The organism is Streptomyces sp. IMTB 2501 (assembly GCF_001953885.1).
Taxonomy (GTDB): domain Bacteria; phylum Actinomycetota; class Actinomycetes; order Streptomycetales; family Streptomycetaceae; genus Streptomyces.
On sequence record NZ_MQUS01000001.1, the window covers coordinates 189,673 to 205,412 of the forward strand.

Annotated in this window: 14 protein-coding genes; 5 read left to right on the plus strand and 9 right to left on the minus strand. The window is 71.6% G+C overall.

From position 1 onward, the window contains the following. Positions 1-138: 138 nt before the first annotated feature. Positions 139-654, minus strand: a complete 516-nt coding sequence (locus AV521_RS00930) for a hypothetical protein (RefSeq protein WP_076082251.1) — start codon at positions 652-654, stop codon at positions 139-141. A gap of 152 nt (positions 655-806) precedes the next feature. Next, complete coding sequence (locus AV521_RS00935; RefSeq protein ID WP_076083368.1) at positions 807-1,376, minus strand: sigma-70 family RNA polymerase sigma factor; 570 nt, start codon at positions 1,374-1,376, stop codon at positions 807-809. 228 nt (positions 1,377-1,604) lie between these two features. Here AV521_RS00935 and AV521_RS00940 point away from each other — a divergent pair, with 228 nt between their 5' ends. Further along, positions 1,605-2,756 (plus strand): CapA family protein, encoded by a 1,152-nt coding sequence (locus tag AV521_RS00940; RefSeq protein WP_076082253.1) that lies wholly within the window; start codon positions 1,605-1,607, stop codon positions 2,754-2,756. A 21-nt stretch (positions 2,757-2,777) separates the two neighbouring features. On the opposite strand, the gene AV521_RS00945 is transcribed toward AV521_RS00940, so the two are convergent. Both AV521_RS00945 and AV521_RS00950 read right to left on the minus strand, forming a co-directional pair. After that, positions 2,778-4,202: an amino acid permease gene (locus tag AV521_RS00945; RefSeq protein ID WP_076083371.1), complete on the minus strand. Its 1,425-nt coding sequence runs from the start codon at positions 4,200-4,202 to the stop codon at positions 2,778-2,780. A gap of 69 nt (positions 4,203-4,271) precedes the next feature. Continuing rightward, complete coding sequence (locus tag AV521_RS00950; RefSeq protein WP_076082255.1) at positions 4,272-5,201, minus strand: LysR family transcriptional regulator; 930 nt, start codon at positions 5,199-5,201, stop codon at positions 4,272-4,274. Positions 5,202-5,309: 108 nt separating this feature from the next. Between AV521_RS00950 and AV521_RS00955 the strand changes: the two genes are divergently transcribed. After that, positions 5,310-6,551, plus strand: a complete 1,242-nt coding sequence (locus AV521_RS00955; protein WP_179022753.1) for an MFS transporter — start codon at positions 5,310-5,312, stop codon at positions 6,549-6,551. Here AV521_RS00955 and AV521_RS00960 read toward each other — a convergent pair. Then, positions 6,487-6,966 (minus strand): universal stress protein, encoded by a 480-nt coding sequence (locus AV521_RS00960; protein WP_076082258.1) that lies wholly within the window; start codon positions 6,964-6,966, stop codon positions 6,487-6,489. The two genes, AV521_RS00955 and AV521_RS00960, sit on opposite strands and share 65 nt — an antisense overlap. Positions 6,967-7,111: 145 nt before the next feature. Here AV521_RS00960 and lysX point away from each other — a divergent pair, with 145 nt between their 5' ends. Further along, complete coding sequence (gene lysX / locus AV521_RS00965) at positions 7,112-10,390, plus strand: bifunctional lysylphosphatidylglycerol synthetase/lysine--tRNA ligase LysX (RefSeq protein ID WP_076082259.1); 3,279 nt, start codon at positions 7,112-7,114, stop codon at positions 10,388-10,390. Here the strand turns inward: lysX and AV521_RS00970 are convergent. Next, positions 10,335-11,840, minus strand: a complete 1,506-nt coding sequence (locus tag AV521_RS00970; protein ID WP_076082260.1) for an MFS transporter — start codon at positions 11,838-11,840, stop codon at positions 10,335-10,337. The two genes, lysX and AV521_RS00970, sit on opposite strands and share 56 nt — an antisense overlap. A 169-nt stretch (positions 11,841-12,009) precedes the next feature. On the opposite strand from AV521_RS00970, the gene AV521_RS00975 reads away from it, so the two are divergent. Then, positions 12,010-12,858 (plus strand): polysaccharide deacetylase family protein, encoded by an 849-nt coding sequence (locus AV521_RS00975; RefSeq protein ID WP_076082261.1) that lies wholly within the window; start codon positions 12,010-12,012, stop codon positions 12,856-12,858. Positions 12,859-12,906: 48 nt separating this feature from the next. Here the strand turns inward: AV521_RS00975 and AV521_RS00980 are convergent, their stop codons facing one another. Then, positions 12,907-13,596, minus strand: coding sequence for a class F sortase (locus AV521_RS00980; RefSeq protein WP_076082262.1), 690 nt, complete (start codon positions 13,594-13,596; stop codon positions 12,907-12,909). Positions 13,597-13,929: 333 nt separating this feature from the next. Here AV521_RS00980 and AV521_RS00985 point away from each other — a divergent pair, with 333 nt between their 5' ends. Then, positions 13,930-14,646, plus strand: a complete 717-nt coding sequence (locus tag AV521_RS00985; protein ID WP_079249062.1) for a hypothetical protein — start codon at positions 13,930-13,932, stop codon at positions 14,644-14,646. A 157-nt stretch (positions 14,647-14,803) separates the two neighbouring features. On the opposite strand, the gene AV521_RS00990 is transcribed toward AV521_RS00985, so the two are convergent. Continuing rightward, entirely contained in the window at positions 14,804-15,568 is a 765-nt protein-coding gene (locus AV521_RS00990) for a DUF4239 domain-containing protein (RefSeq protein ID WP_076082263.1), read from the minus strand. A 33-nt stretch (positions 15,569-15,601) separates the two neighbouring features. Beyond that, positions 15,602-15,730, minus strand: coding sequence for a hypothetical protein (locus tag AV521_RS50295; protein WP_256725377.1), 129 nt, complete (start codon positions 15,728-15,730; stop codon positions 15,602-15,604). Positions 15,731-15,740: the final 10 nt, after the last annotated feature.

The following is a 15,740-nucleotide window of genomic DNA, read 5'->3' on the forward strand; positions in this document are numbered from 1 at the left end:
GGGTGGGGTTACTCCGTGCACCCATCCGTACGCAGCCGACAGCTGAATCACTCAAGCCGCCCACAGAATCCCGGAGAGGAGATTCGGAGCGGCCCGGCCCGCGGATTGGTCGGATTTCGAGAAACCTCGAAAAAGATCTCAGAAGAGGTGGATCGCGAGGTGCCCGAGGGGCAGTCCGAGGCGCCAGGCCGGTGTCCACACCTTCGGCCCGTCGTCCTCTCCGGCCAGCGCACCGCCGCCCGGCACCGCGTCCAGGTCCGGCGCGAGCAGCTCGGTCTCCTCCAGCCAGCGCCAGGCGTCCGCCGCCAGGGCCAGATCGGGGGAGCGGGTGCCGGACCGCTCGGCCGCGTCGGCCAGCTCGGCGACGCGTTCGCGCACCCAGTCCCGCCACGGCTGGTCGTAGGCGGTCAGTGACAGCCAGTTCTCCAGCTGGGAGATCACCCGGATCCCGGACAGCTCCCCGTCGGTGTCGGACAGGAAGACGGTGAGCGCCAGGGCGTCCCGGCCGGCCCGGAACTCGAAGGACGTCGGCGGCATCAGATCGCCGGTGCGCAGCAGCTCGTCGGCGATGTACTCGGCGTACAACCAGGCCATGGGGACGGCCAGTTCACCGCCGTCGGTGCCGTCCGTGCTCTCGTGCCCTCTGTGCAGCATCCCTTCCTGCCCTTCCTCCGGTACGTACCCGTCGCCCTGACCCCGTCGGGGCGCAGCCCCGGCCCTCGCCCGGAACGCTGATGAGGACAGCCCATTGCCCGAACGGGGGCCACAGCAAGGCGCTTTGCGAGAGCTTTGCCCTGTGGCCGGTTTCAGTGCAGGTCGGCCGCATAACCGGGAAGGACCCGGCGCAGCGCGCGCAGCGCGTAGAACGCGCGGGACTTCACGGTACCGGGTGGAACGCCCAGGGTCTGCGCCGCTTCCGCCACACTGGCCCCGAGGAAATACACGAGTACCAGGACGTCACGGTGTTCCGGCGTGAGTGTCTTCACAGCCTCCCGGACATCGAGCATCGCGGCGGCCCGTTCGGCGTGATCGGCGGTCACCCGCGCGGTCTCGGGGATCTCGTCGCCGGTCTCCGGCGGCCGTGCCTGCCGGGCCCGCCGGGCGTCGATCGCGAGCCGCCGGGCGACCGTCAGCAGCCAGGGCCGTACGGAGTCGAAGTCGTGCGCGTGCAGCGCCTCGGGATGCTGCCAGGCCCGCACCAGGGTCTCCTGGACGAGGTCCTCGGCGCGCTGCCGGTCTCCGTCGCAGAGTCTGAGCAGCAGGGTGAAGAGGGGTCCGCCGTGCTCGCGCTGGAGCGCGGCGAGTTCGTGTTCGGCGGTCGTCGTCCGGTGGGTCGGTGTCACGGTCCCGTGGATGAGTGAGGTTCCGGCCGTCATGGCCGTATGGCAGCACAGGGCGCGGCCGGGGAACAGAGTGCGTGCACGGGTCCGCACAGGATGCTCGATCGTGTCGGTGAACGGTCGGGCAGGCGTCCGGGCGAACACTCCGGCACGGCACCGGATGGGCTAAGGACAACGGCCAAGCCGTTTATCCGATGGGCCAGGTTCGTACTCATATGCCCGTGACGGCTTTGTCAGCTAATACGACATTCCTGGGGTGAGTTGATGATCGGACGCAGACAACAGGTGGCCCTGGCCTTCACCGCCGTCCTCGTCGCCGGGGCCGCCTGCCAGAACCATGCGCGGGGGGAGTCCGGGCACGCGACCCCGTCCGGGTTCGCCGCCCGGGGCTTCACCCTCGTCGCCTCCGGTGACGTCCTGCCGCACACGTCCGTCATCGACCGGGCGGCCTACGACTCCGGCGAGGGCGGCTTCGACTTCCGGCCCATGCTCTCCGGCGTCCAACCGGTCATCGCCCGCGCCGATCTGGCGCTGTGTCACATGGAGACCGTCTACGGCGCCGACGGCGAGTACTCCGGCTACCCCGCCTTCAAGTCGCCGCCGCAGATCGCCCAGGGCCTCGTCGCGACCGGCTACGACGGCTGTTCCACCGCCTCCAACCACTCCCTGGACGACGGCGCCGACGGAATCCGCCGCACCCTGGACGCCATGGACCAGGCCGGCCTCCGGCACGCCGGCACCGCCCGCAGCGAGGCCGAGGCCCACTCGGTCACCATCCTGCAGGCCGGCCCCGCCAAGGTCGCGCACCTGGCGTACACCTTCGGCACCAACAGCACCGCGGTGCCCTCAGGCCGGCCCTGGGCCGTGAACCTGATCGACGAACGGCGGATGATCGCCGACGCCCGCGCCGCCCGGAAGGCCGGCGCCGATGTCGTCGTGGTCTCGGTGCAGTGGGGCACCGAATGGCAGGACTCGCCGGACCAGCTGCAGATCGGCCTCGCGCAACGGCTCACCGCCGCCGCCACCGACGGCCGCCCGGACATCGACCTGATCCTCGGCACCCACGCCCATGTCCCGCAGGCGTACGAGAAGGTCAACGGCACCTGGGTGGTCTACGGCATGGGCGACCAGATCGCGGGCGCGATGTACAACGCCCAGGGGGTCCGGGACGGGCGCGGCAACGAGTCCACGATCGGCCGCTTCACCTTCGCCCCGCCCACGCGGCAGGGTGCCCGCTGGCGGGTCACCAAGGCCGAGTTCATCCCGCAGCTGTACGACCTCGACGCCGGCCGGGTGGTGAACGTCAACCGGGCCATCGCCGACGGCGCCGCCGCCCTGGACGGGGTGCGCGACCGCATCAGGGACGTGGTGCTCAGCCGTGGCGCCGCCAAGGACGGCCTGGTCATGGGGGAGTGACCCGCCGGATGTCAGCGGTGGTCATTCGGTGGGCCGCTGTTCCGCCAGCACGGAACGCCGGTAGGAGTAGCCGAAGTAGATCACGCACCCGATCACGAACCACACCGCGAACCGCACCCAGGTCTCCCACTGCAGAAACGTGATCAGCCAGACCGAGAACACCACGCCGAGCGCGGGCACCACGGGCATCCCCGGCGTGATGAAGGTGCGCGGCAGTTCCGGCTGCCGGTAGCGCAGCACGATCACCGCCGTGCACACCACCACGAACGCCAGCAGGATGCCGATGTTGGTCAGCTCGGCCGCCGAGCCGATCGGCACGAACCCCGCGATGGCCGCCGAGCCCGCCCCGACGATCCAGGTCACCCGGGTCGGCACATGGCGTGTCGGGTGCGTCCTGGCGAACCACTTCGGCAGCAGTCCGTCGCGGGACATCGAGAACCACACCCGGGTCACGCCCAGCATGAACGTGAACATCACCGTGAGGATGCCGATGATGGCGCCCACCGCGATCACGTCCGCCAGCGCGTTCAGACCCACCGACTTGAACGCCGTGGAGAAACCGCTCTCTTTGTTGATGTGCTTGTAGTTCTGCATGCCCGTCAGCACCAGGCAGGCCGCCACGTACAGCACCATGGAGATCGCCAGCGAGTAGATGATCGCCTTCGGCATGTGCCGCTGGGCGTCCTTGGACTCCTCGGCCGCCGTCGACATGGCGTCGTAGCCGAACACCGCGAAGAACACGGTGGCCGCGCCGGTGAAGGCGCCGCCGACGCCGTAAGGGAAGAACGGGTGGTAGTTCGCCGTGTCGATGTGGAACACGCCGACCCCGATCACCAGCAGCACCACCAGGACCTTCAGCGCCACGACGAGCGTCTCGAAGCGGGCCGCGCTGCGCATGCCCAGGTTCAGCAGCCAGGCGATCAGCAGACACAGGATCGCCGCGAAGAGGTCGACCCGGTGCCCGTCGCCGGTGCCGGGCGCGCCCAGCATCCAGTGCGGCAGATTCGCGCCCATCTCCTCGACCAGGAAACTGAAGTAGCCCGAGATGCCGATCGCCACCACCGCCACGATCGCCGTGTACTCCAGCAGCAGGTCCCAGCCGATGAACCAGCCCGCGAACTCGCCGAGCACCGCGTAGCCGTAGGTGTACGCCGACCCCGCCTTCGGGATCAGCCCGGCGAACTCGGCGTACGACAGCGCCGCACAGGCGCTCGCCACACCGGCGATCAGGAACGACACCAGCACCGCGGGTCCGGCCGTGCCGTTGGCCACCGTGCCGGCCAGCGTGAAGATGCCGGCGCCGATGATGCCGCCCACCCCGATCGCGGTGAGCTGCCACAGGCCCAGCGACCGGTCCAGCCGGACGCCCTCGTGGACCTCCGTGTCCTCGATGTGCTCGATGGGTTTGCGGCGGAGAATGCCTTCACCCGCGCGGAGCCTTTCCATGAGCCTCACCTCTTCGCCGACGGCAAACGGCTGACGGCGGATCATGATGGCTCAGCCGGGGACCGGACGCTAGACGCCACGCACGGCCCAGGCCGGTGTCCAGGTCCGGGTGGCGGGCCGCGCCGGGCGCCGGGCGGCGAGATGGGTGCGCAGCGCGGCCAGCCCCGGGTGGGTGTTGGCGGCGGCCCAGACCAGGGAGTGCGGATACACCGGCGTCGGCTCGGTGAGCGGGACGCGCCGCAGGTCGTGTCCGGCGGGCCAGACCAGCCGGGTGTCCTCGCCGACGAAGGTGACCAGCTCGGTGGAGTCCGCGACCGCGTCGAGCAGCGGCTCGATGCCGAAATTGGGGCCGACCGAGTCGATGGTCAGCCCGAACTCGGCGGCCAGAGAGCCGTAGTAGTCGGCCCACTCGGTGCCGTCCACGAGGCCCGGCATCCAGATCCGGTGCCCGGCCAGCTGCGCCGGCGTCACCGACCGGGCCCCGGCGAGCGGGTGCCCCGGACCCGTCAGCACCTGGATCGGCTCGTCCAGAACCCGGGCGGCCCGCAGGCCCTCGGGCGGTTTCGTGGTGACCGCGCGGACGGTCGCGTCGATCGTGCCGGAGCGTACGGCCGCCACGGCCGTGGCGGCGTCGAAGAGCGTCACGATGTCCAGGTCCGTGCCGGGCTCGGCCTCGTGGAACGCGCGCAGCAGCCCGGCGGGGGCCAGCCGCGCCCCGAGCACATCGACCCGCAGTGCCCGCCGGCCCGGCCGTACCGAGGCCGCGGCCCGCTCCTCGGCCAGCAGCAGCTCCCGGGCGTGCGGCAGGAACGCCTGCCCGTCGATGGTCGGCGCCGTGCCGCGCGGGGTCCGGGTGAACAGCCGCACCCCCAGTTCCTTCTCCAGGGCCGCGATCCGCTTGGAGACGGCCTGCTGGGTGATGCCGAGAACGTCCGCGGCGTCCTGGAACTGCCCGGCGTCCACCACGGTGACGAAGGTGCGCACAGCCTTGAGGTCCACGCCGTCAGCCTACTGGCACAACCAACGGTTGTGGCGGGCTTCCCTCCGGTTGTTTGAAGCGAGCACCGCCTGCCGGATTTCATGTCCCGGGTCAACGGGAGGTTGTGGATGAAGCTGGGCCGGCAGTTCGGATGGCTGTGGGGAGCGTATGCGGTCAGCACCTTCGGGACCTGGCTCGCCTTCGACGCCTTCGCGATGATCGCGGTCCTCGTGCTGCACGCGGGCTCCGCCGAGGTGTCCCTGCTCGCCTCCGCCGGCGTGGCGGTCGGCGCGGTGGCCGCCGTACCGCTCGGGCCGTGGGTGGAGTTCCGGCGCAAGCGGCCGGTGATGATCACCGCCGACCTCGTGCGCTGTGCCGCGCTGCTCACCCTGCCCGTCGCCTACGCGCTCGGGGTGCTCGGGTTCGGGCAGCTGCTGGCGGTCTCCGTGATCGTCGGGGCGGCCGACATCACCTTCACCGCCGCCTCCGGTGCCCATCTCAAGACCCTCGTGCCGCCCGCGGACCTGCTCACCGCCACCAGCCGGTTCGAGTCCACCAGCTGGATCGCCACCGTGCTCGGCCCGCCGCTCGGCGGCGCCGCGATCGGCCTGGTCGGACCCGTGACGACCGTGATCGCGGACGCCGTCAGCTATGTGCTCTCCGCCCTGGGCATCCGCGCCATCGGAACCGGCGAGCCCCGCCCGGAGCGCACCGCCGCGCCCCGCGCCGGCGACCTCCTCGACGGCTGGCGGCACCTGCTCACCAGCCCCGCCCTGCGCCCCTTGTTCTTCAATTCGCTCGCCAACAACGCCCTGATCATGGCCGTCTTGCCGGTGCTCTCGGTACTCATGCTCGGGCACCTCGGCTTCGCGCCCTGGCAGTACGGCCTCGCCTTCGCCGTGCCCAGCCTCGGCGGACTCCTCGGCTCCCGGCTGGCCCGCCCGCTCGCCACCCGCTACGGCCGCCGCCGGGTCCTGCTCACCACCGGCGTGCTGCGTGCCCTGTGGTCCGTCGGGCTCGCCTTCGTCGGCCCCGGAGTGCCCGGACTGCTGGTGGTCATGGTGACCGAGGCGGGACTGATCACCTGCAACGGCGTGTTCAGCCCCGTACTCGCCGCCGAGCGCCTCGATCTCACGCCCTCCGACCGCGTGGCCCGTACCCTCGCCGCCTGGTCGGTCACCGGCAAGGCCACGACCGCCGCCGTGACCGCCCTGTGGGGCCTGCTGGCCGCCCTCACGAGCCCGCGCACGGCGATCGCCACGGCCGGGATCCTGCTGCTCGCGACCCCGCTGCTGCTGCGGCGCCCTACGGAACGACCGTCACCGGCCAGCGTCCCGCCTTCACCAGCCGCACCGCCACAGAGCCGATGATCCGGTGCCCGGCCTGCTCCGATGCGCCCACGACCACCGCGTCCGCCTTCAGCTCGTCGGCCGCCTTGACCAGGCCGTTGTAGGGGTCGCCGCGGAAGGTGTGGAACTCCCAGCGCACCTCGAATATCCCCTTGACCCGCTCGGCCGCCTCCCGGATGTAGGTGACCAGGTCCTCGGCGATCTCGTCGGTCGTCTCCGCCACCGGCGCCCCGAGCGCCGCCCCGGCCGCCAGCACCGGCTGCACGTACACCACCGCCAGCAGCGCATGCTGCCGCCGGGCGAGCCCGCCCGCGTACGCCGCGGCACGCAGCGAGGAGTCGGAGCCGTCCACCCCGACGACGATGACCTTCGGCCCGTCCGTACCCCGCTCGAACTGCGCATGCGAGGGGGTGTGCTGCTCGTGCTGTTCCGTCACGGCCCGAGGCTATCGGAACCGACGGTTCCTTAGGAGGTGCGGGGCCGTTCCGCACCGGGAGACAAGGCCTCCGGGGCGGCCGGGCAAAGGCTAAGGGCGCCGTCTCGACGGGCGAGCCGGGCGCCCCCTTCCTACAGTCGACATCATGACCGCCAGCGCGGAGCCCGTCGCCCGGAGGGACCCCACGGCCCCGGCCGGTCCGCCCAAGAGCGGGCGGCTCGGCTGGGTGCCCGAGGCCTTCGCGGCACTCTTCGGCGCACTCGGCCTGCTGTGCGCCCTGCTCGCGCTCATCGAACCCCTGCGCCGGGTGTTCCACCCGGTCGCCCACGCCCTCGACCAGCTGCTGGTGCCCATCAGCGCCAACCTGGCCTACGCCGTCTTCCTGTTCCTGCTGGCCGGCGCCCTCGCCGCCCGCAAGAAGGTCGCCTGGTGGCTGGTCGTCGTCTATCTCGGCCTGCTCGTCCTCACCGACGCGCTCGGCCTGCCCCTCGGCCTGTACGCCCAGTCGGTGCCGTCCTTCGTGCTGTGCGGCCTGCTGCTGCTCCTGCTCGTCGTGGCCCGCAAGGAGTTCTACGCCGCCTCCCGCCGCGGTGCCCTGTGGCGGGCCATCGGCGTCCTGCTGGCCGGGCTCGCCGTGGCCATCCTGCTCGGCTGGGGCCTGGTCATGCTGTTCCCGGGCACGCTGCCGGCGAACGAGCACCTGGTCTGGGCGGCCGACCGGGTCCTCGGCGGACTGTTCCCGCCCAGCTCCTTCAGCGGCCGCCCGCCCCGCAAGGTCACCTTCGTGCTCGGTCTGCTCGGCGCTCTCGCCCTGCTCAACGCGGCCGCCACGCTGTTCCGCTCCCAGCGCCTGGAAGCCGCCCTGCACGGCGACGAGGAGGCCCGCATCCGCGCCCTCCTCGCGGCCTACGGCGCACGGGACTCCCTCGGCTACTTCGCCACCCGCCGCGACAAGGCCGTCGTCTTCTCGCCCAGCGGCAAGGCCGCCGTCACCTACCGCGTCGAGGCCGGCGTCTGCCTCGCCAGCGGCGACCCCGTCGGCGACCCCGAGGCCTGGCCGCACGCCATCGCCGCCTGGCTGGACCACGCCCGCCGCTACGCCTGGGTGCCCGCCGTGATGGGCGCCTCCGAGGACGGCGCCCGTGCCTACGCCCGCGCCGGACTCGGCGCCCTCCAGCTCGGCGACGAGGCGATCGTGTACGTGGCCGCCTTCGACCTGGACGGTCGCGACATGCGGGTGATCCGGCAGGCCGTGCACCGCGTCCGGCGCACCGGCGCCACCTGCCGCATCCGCCGCCACGCCACCCTCACCGAGCACGAGATGGAGGAGATCGTCGACAAGGCGGACGCCTGGCGTGACACGGAGACCGAGCGCGGCTTCTCCATGGCTCTGGACCGGCTCGGCGACCCCGCCGACGCCGACTGCCTGCTAGTGGAGGCCCTCGGCGAGGACGGGAGCCTGCTCGCCCTGCTCTCCTTCGTGCCCTGGGGCCGCGACGGCGTCTCGCTGGACCTGATGCGCCGTGACCGCGCCGCGCCCAACGGAGTCATGGAGTTCATGGTCGCCGACCTGTGCGCCGCCGCCCCCAAGCTGGGTGTCCGCCGCATCTCGCTGAACTTCGCCGTCTTCCGCTCCGTCTTCGAGGAGGGCGCCCGCATCGGCGCCGGCCCCGTCCTCCGGCTCTGGCGCCGCATGCTGCTGTTCTTCTCACGCTGGTGGCAACTGGAGGCCCTGTACCGCTCCAACGCCAAATACCACCCGGAGTGGTACCCGCGGTTCATCTGCTACGGCGAGACCGCCTCCCTCGCCCGCATCGGCCTGGCCTCCGGCATCGCCGAAGGCTTCGTCTCCGTACCGTCGTTGCGCAAACTCTGGGGAAAGGGGCACCCGAAGACCGGGCAGCAGCCCGCCACCGCCCACGGGCTGCCTCCCCTGACGGCGCTCGGTCTCGACGGAGGGGACCGGGCCGGGCCCGTCGCCCCGGACGCGGGCCTGCCCGAACAGGTCCGCGTCCGGCACCACAAGCTCGACACACTCCGCGCCACCGGGACCGACCCCTACCCGGTCGGCGTCCCCGTCCCCACCCACGCCCTCGCCGACGTGCCCCCCGGTACGGACGTCACCGTGGCAGGACGGCTGCTGCTGGTCCGTGACTTCGGCGGCATCGTCTTCGCCGTGCTGCGCGACTGGTCCGGCGACCACCAGATCGCCCTCACCCGCAGCGGCGCCGGGGCCGCCCTCGACCGCTTCGCCGCCGGCACCGACATCGGCGACCACATCACCGCCACCGGCCACGCCGGCCGAAGCGACAAGGGCGAGCCCACCGTCTTCGTCACCGACTGGCAGCTCACCGGTAAATGCCTGCGCCCGCTGCCCGACAAACGCCGCGGCCTCACCGACCCCGAGGCGCGGGTCCGGCGCCGCTACCTCGACCTCGTCACCAGCCCGGCCGCGCGCACCGTGATCCGGGCCCGCTCCACCGCCGTACAGGCCCTGCGCCAGGGCCTGCTGGACCGCGGCTTCGTCGAGGTCGAGACCCCGATGCTGCAGCAGATCCACGGCGGCGCCAACGCCCGCCCCTTCACCACCCACATCAACGCCTACGACCTCGACCTGTATCTGCGCATCGCCCCCGAGCTGTATCTGAAGCGGCTGTGCGTCGGCGGCCTGGAGAAGGTCTTCGAACTGGGCCGCACCTTCCGCAACGAGGGCGTCTCCTACAAGCACAACCCCGAGTTCACGATGCTGGAGGCCTACCAGGCGTACGCCGACTACGACGTCATGCTCGACCTCACCCGCGAGCTGATCCAGGGCGCGGCGACCGCCGCCTTCGGCTCCCCGGTGGCCCGCAAGGACGGGCAGGAGTACGACATCTCCGGACCGTGGCCGGTCAAGACGGTCTACGGCGCGCTGTCCGAGGTACTGGGGGAGGAGATCGGCCCAGGCTCCGAACTGCTGCGCCTGCACCGGCTGTGCGACCGGGCGGGGGTGCCGTACACCGCCGACGACGGGCCCGGGGACATCGTCCTGGAGATGTACGAACGGCTTGTCGAGGAGCGCACCCAACTCCCCACCTTCTACAAGGACTTCCCGACCGGAGTCGCGCCCCTGACCCGGCAGCACCGCACCGACCCGCGGCTCGCCGAACGCTGGGACCTCGTCGCCTTCGGCACCGAACTCGGCACCGCCTACTCCGAGTTGACCGACCCCGTGGAACAACGGCGGCGGCTCACCGAGCAGTCGCTGCGGGCCGCCGGCGGCGACCCGGAGGCCATGGAACTGGACGAGGACTTCCTGGAAGCGCTGGAGTACGCGATGCCCCCGACCGGCGGCCTCGGTATCGGCGTCGACCGGCTCGTGATGTTCCTCACCGGCCTGACGATTCGGGAGACCCTCCCGTTCCCGCTGGTGCGCCGCCGCTGAGGTCTGTGTCAGGGGCCCCGGCACCCGTCCGGACGCGGCGCCCGGGCAGGGTCAGCAGGGCGATCACCGCGGCGGCCAGACAGAGCGCCGTACCGAGCCCGAAGCAGTCGCGGAACCCGCCCGAGAGGGCGGCCTCGTACTCCCTTCGACGCGGGAACGTGAGGGCCCCGGCCCGCTGCTCGGCCACCGAGACGATCCCGACGAACAACGACACGCCGAGACCGGCGCCGAACTGTCGCGACGAGTTCAGGCCCCGGGGCAGCGCACCGCTCCCGGACCGCGCGAACCCCGTCGGCAGCGCGAGCACACCGCAGCCGAACGCGATCATCAGCAGCGGCAGCAGCACGTCCGCGAAGTCGTAGCGCGCACCCGGCCGGCACAGCAGGACGAACCCGACCGCCGCCACCGCACAGGCCCCGGCCACCGAGGCGGCGAGCCCCACCCGGCCGGCGAGAACGGGCAGCACCAGACAGCCCAGCACCACCCCGGCGACGGCGGACAGCAGGCCCCAGCCCACCTCCATCGGGGCGAGGCCGCCGATCAACTGCAGGGCGAACGTGAGGACGAACACGACACCGGACAGGCCTGCCGCCAGCAACGCCACCACCGTGTACGCGCCGAACGCGGCCCGCTCCCGGTGCAGCCGGGCGAGCGACTCCGGCACGCCCGTGCCCCGGCCGAACCAGCCCAGCACGGACGGCACCAGCGCGCCGGCCACGGCGATGACGATGACCGTCGTCGCCGACACGCTCCGGCCCCCGAGCCAGTCGGCGAACCAGGCCAGGAAGCCCAGCGGAACCACCGCCAGCGCGGCACCCCCCACCCCGCGCCGGGCCGTCGGCTCGGGCGCGGACTCGGCCAGCGCCACCGGAACCAGCAGCATCAGCAGCACCCCGGCGACGGCCTGCACCCAGAAGATCGTCTTCTCCGACGCCGCGGCGTCCAGCAGCAGGGTGCTCGGCAGCAGTGCCGCCGGAGTGGCACAGGCGACGACCGCGAAGTGCACCTTCAGCGCCCGGTCCCGGTCCGGGCCCTCGGGATGCGTGGCGTCGATCAGGGCCAGCGCACCGGCCGTCATCGCCGCGGCCGCGATCCCCTGCACCGCCCGTGAGGCCATCAGCACCCAGGCGTCGCCGGAGAGGACCGCCGGCGCGGCGGCGGCGAGGCTCGACAGCGCGAGCCCGCCCATCAGCACCCGCCGCTGCCCGAACGCCCTCCCGAGGGCTCCCGCGAGCACCGGCAGCGCGGCGAAACACACGCTGTACGCGGACAGCAGCCAGGTTAGTCCGGCGGTGGCCAGCCCCCAGTCACGCGCGACCAACGGCAGCGCCACCGCGAAGCCGGTCGTGTCGAAGACGACCAGAAACTGGGCGACGGCCAGCAGCACCACCGCGAGCGCGCTGCGCGGTATGCCGCCGGTCCGCGTGTTCGTTCCCCCGTGCGCGACCAACTCGGCTCGACCCCCGTATCACTCATGGCACTTGCTGCGGTATGACTGCTTATCAGAACCCCTTCCGGCGCACCACCACCGCCCCCGCACTCGGCCGTCCGGGTGTATTCCCGCCACCGCACCAGTGTCGCTGCGGTGCGCCGGAGTCCCGTGGGGCGACTGATGAGTCATGCAGAAGGATCATTTCTTCACCCGGCGCCGGCTGCTCCTCGCCGGCGCCGCCGCTCTGGGCGCCGCGGGTACCGCCGGAGGCGTCCTGGCGGGTCGCTCCGAGGAGACCACGGGGACCTCCGCCGACCCGGGCCCAGCCCCCGTCCCCGGCCCCCAGGCGCGCCAGGCGCTCAAGGGTTCCGCCTTCCGGCTCCAGCCATTCGCCGGTGACGGACCGCCACGTGCCGCGCCGCACAAGCTGAAGGTCCGCAGGGAGCCCATCCTCCAGATCTCCGGGCGCGGCCGGCAGATGATGCTGACCTTCGACGACGGCCCCAACCCGGAATACACCCCGCACATCCTGGGCACCCTCGCCAAGTACGACGTGCGGGCGATGTTCTTCGTGTGCGGCGAGTGCGTGGCCGACTACAAGGAACTGGTGGCCCGGATGGCCGACGAGGGCCATGTCGTCGGCAACCACACCTGGACGCATCCGCTGCTGACGACCCTCAACCGCAAGCAGATTCGCTCCGAGATGGAGCGCACGAGCGACATCATCGAGGATGCCTACGGCGAGCGCCCGCAGTGGTTCCGCGCACCCTACGGCGCCTGGAACCGGGCCACGTTCCAACTGGGCGCCGAGATGGGCATGGAGCCGATGGCCTGGACGCTCGACACCACCGACTGGATGGAGCCCGGCACCGACACCATCATCGACCGGGTGGAGAGCGGCGCCGCCCCCGGGGTCGTGGTGCTCTCCCATGACGCGGGGGGCGATCGCTCGCAGACCGTTCACGCGATCCGTGAATGGCTGCCCCATCTCCTCGACTCCGGATATCACCTGACGGTCCCACAGCGACGCGTATGACCGCTTCCGGGTCTTTCCCGGGGCTTTCGCCCACCCGGCCGCGGTGGTTCAGTTCACCGCGACCAGGCGGGCGAAGACGACGACGTTCCCGTCGTAACCGTTCTTCTTGGAGAATCCGCCACCGCAGGTGATGACCCGCAGTTCCGGCGTTCCTTTCGAGCCGTACACGCGGTCACCCGGGAAACCGTTCTTCGGGAAGACCTCGATGCCATAGGTCTCGAACACCGCGGTCTTCCCGTCCTTGCGCAGGACCTCGATCCGGCTTCCCTGTTTCAGCGCCCCGAGTCCGTAGAACACGGCGGGGCCCCGCTGGTTGTCGACGTGCCCCACGACGACGGCGGTGCCCATTTCACCGGGGGAGACGGCGCCGGTGAACCAGCCGGCCAGGTTGGCGTTGTCCGCCGGCGGCGCGCCGACCCAGCCGTCCGCGTTCAGGCCGACGGGCATGACCGGCGCGTCCACCTGGATCGCGGGGATCCGGATCCGGTCGGCGGCGGAGAAGGCGAGCGGCGCCACGGACGTGCCGAAGGTGCCCATGCCGGTACGGGTGTCCGGGGCCGCCGCCGAAGCGGGCTGCGGCGGACCGACGTCGAACTCCCCCGAACCATTGCGCATGAGCGCCAGGCCGGTCAGCAGAAGAAGCGCCATCACACCCCACGGGGCGCGCTTCCTGCGCCGCTCCTCTTCTTCGGCGAACTCGGCAAGCTCGAAGAGCTTGGACGGGTCGGACGCAAACATCTGCCAGCCCCTCTCGACGCGGCCGTTACCACCTCCATCGCGCATGAGAAAACGCTAAGTCCCGCGCGCGCGGCGGGCGACGGGTCGAGCGGCGAACGGGTGGCCCGCGCCCGTCGCGGTGCGCCATCCGAGTTGCCGCTTCCAGGAACTTTCTGACGGTCCGTGACCTGCGGCAATATCCGATTGTGTGCTTTTCGTCCGGCGTGTTGCCTCACCAGGACGGACGATTCTCGACATGCGGGCGTGTTCCGCGCGCCCCACGGTCTTCCCAGGAGGTGTTTTCTCGCCGAGCGACCGGGGACGGGTCCCGGTCCGCCTCCCGCGGAGGATCACATGCGAAACCAATGTGCCCTGGCGGCCACGTGCACAGCGGTCGCCGCGCTCGGGCTCGCCGCCCCTGTGGCCGCCGCGGACGACATGGGCCACGGCAACGGGGGCGGAGACCCGGGCTACGGCCAATTCAGCGGCCACCTCAGCGGCGACACCAGCATCCACGGCCACTTCAGCGACAACGGCAACCGCGGCTTCGGCGACGGCGGGGACAGTGGCCGTGACCCGGGCCGCGGGGACGTCCTCAGCCGGGGCGACGACAGCGGGAACGGCGGCCGGGGCGGTGAATTCGGTGGTCGTGGCGACGAGTTGGCCAGCAGTGACGGCGACGGCCGACGCTACATCGAGGCCACCCCCAGCGCGATCGCGACCGGTGCCCCGCTCTCCGTGACCGTCGACGACTGCCGCGGCGGCACGGTCTCCTCCCGCGCCTTCCCGACCGCCCAGCTCCACCCGTTGCGCGACGACACCTCGCGCGCCGGCGCGAGGATCGACAACGACGCCCGTCCCGGCCGGTACGACATCACGGCCCACTGCGACGGCCGCAGCCTGACCCGCCCGTCCGCGTTCACCGTGCTCGGCGGCGTCGAGGGCGGTGCGGGCGGCATCAGCGCGGGTGCCACACGGGCCGACACGGCCATCGGCGCCGGACTCGTGGCCTGGGCCGTCATCGGGGGCGGCGTGTACTGGCTGCGCCGCAGGAACGAGAAGCGGTTCTGACGCCCCGTCGTTCGCCCCCGCGGTCTGCCGGCCAGTCCCCTGCGCACGGCGCACGCCGACAAGGCGATCGCCCCGGTCCCTCGCGGGAACCGAGGCGAAGCCTTTCAGCGAGAGCGACAGGCCGCCGTCCGCACGGGCGTGGCGGCGGGAGAGGGGACTATCCGGAGACGCCCGGGAACAGGTTCATGAACGGTTCCGCGGTCACCGCGATGCCCCGGCTGAAGGGGGCGTCGAAGTCCCAGATGAGGAACAGCATGAACGCGATGGTCGCGGAGAACAGCCCGGCCAGGACCAGTTCCCGTTTGGTACGCCGGATCTGCAGCGCGAACACCATGCCGATGGTGACCGCCGCCCCGGTGAGCAGGCCCCACCACACCACCGACGGCATGGTGGCCCCGGTGGAGTCGGCGCGCGCGTTGCGTGCCTGGTCCGCCGCGGTCATCTGGTCCAGCAGCGGCTGGTAGGCCTGCGCCTCGAAGTCGTTCTTCGGCTGGTAGTCGGTGACGTCCTGGCGGACCTTCTGCAGCAGTCGCGCGCCGCGGTCGGTGACGCGCTCGTTGTGGGACATCGTCTTCCACTCGTGGTCGACCACGTAGCCGACATAGGTGTTGACATCGTCCCGGATCCGGTTACGGACGTCCGGCGGATAGACCCGGACCCGCTCCGAGATCTCGTGCAGGGCCTGGGCCTCGTTCTGCACATGGTCCTGGGCGGAGCTGTGGGCCTCCCACACACCGGCGATGGCCAGCCCCAGGACGATGGCGTACACGACACCGATCCACATCGTCATGTACTCGATGACGTCCGGGGTCTCGCTGGGATCCTCGTCCACGGGGGCCCGTTTGTTCCGTACGAGGGTGACGACCACCACCACGGCACAGGCCGCCAGCATGGCGAGGACGAGAACAAGCCAATCCGGCAACGGATACCTCCAGAAGGTGAGCTGGCCGGCGCGTCAGCGCGGGCGCAGGGCCGCGACGGCGACGATCGCCGGAACGGTGATGAGCAGGACGTAGGTGACCGGCGTGGTGTGGTCGGGCGCGGTGTGCGCGAGAGGATGCGGGTGGTACGCCGGATAACTCACCTTCTTCGCC

What these genes read in the sequence shown, in the direction of transcription:
- AV521_RS00935 (WP_076083368.1), bottom strand. Translation starts at nt 1,376, where the DNA reads ATGACGGCCGGAACCTCACTCATCCACGGGACCGTGACACCGACCCAC.
- AV521_RS00975 (WP_076082261.1), top strand. Translation starts at nt 12,010, where the DNA reads ATGCAGAAGGATCATTTCTTCACCCGGCGCCGGCTGCTCCTCGCCGGC.
- AV521_RS00985 (WP_079249062.1), top strand. Translation starts at nt 13,930, where the DNA reads ATGCGAAACCAATGTGCCCTGGCGGCCACGTGCACAGCGGTCGCCGCG.
- AV521_RS00940 (WP_076082253.1), top strand. Translation starts at nt 1,605, where the DNA reads ATGATCGGACGCAGACAACAGGTGGCCCTGGCCTTCACCGCCGTCCTC.
- AV521_RS00980 (WP_076082262.1), bottom strand. Translation starts at nt 13,596, where the DNA reads ATGTTTGCGTCCGACCCGTCCAAGCTCTTCGAGCTTGCCGAGTTCGCC.
- AV521_RS00955 (WP_179022753.1), top strand. Translation starts at nt 5,310, where the DNA reads ATGAAGCTGGGCCGGCAGTTCGGATGGCTGTGGGGAGCGTATGCGGTC.
- AV521_RS00930 (WP_076082251.1), bottom strand. Translation starts at nt 654, where the DNA reads ATGCTGCACAGAGGGCACGAGAGCACGGACGGCACCGACGGCGGTGAA.
- AV521_RS00945 (WP_076083371.1), bottom strand. Translation starts at nt 4,202, where the DNA reads ATGGAAAGGCTCCGCGCGGGTGAAGGCATTCTCCGCCGCAAACCCATC.
- lysX (WP_076082259.1), top strand. Translation starts at nt 7,112, where the DNA reads ATGACCGCCAGCGCGGAGCCCGTCGCCCGGAGGGACCCCACGGCCCCG.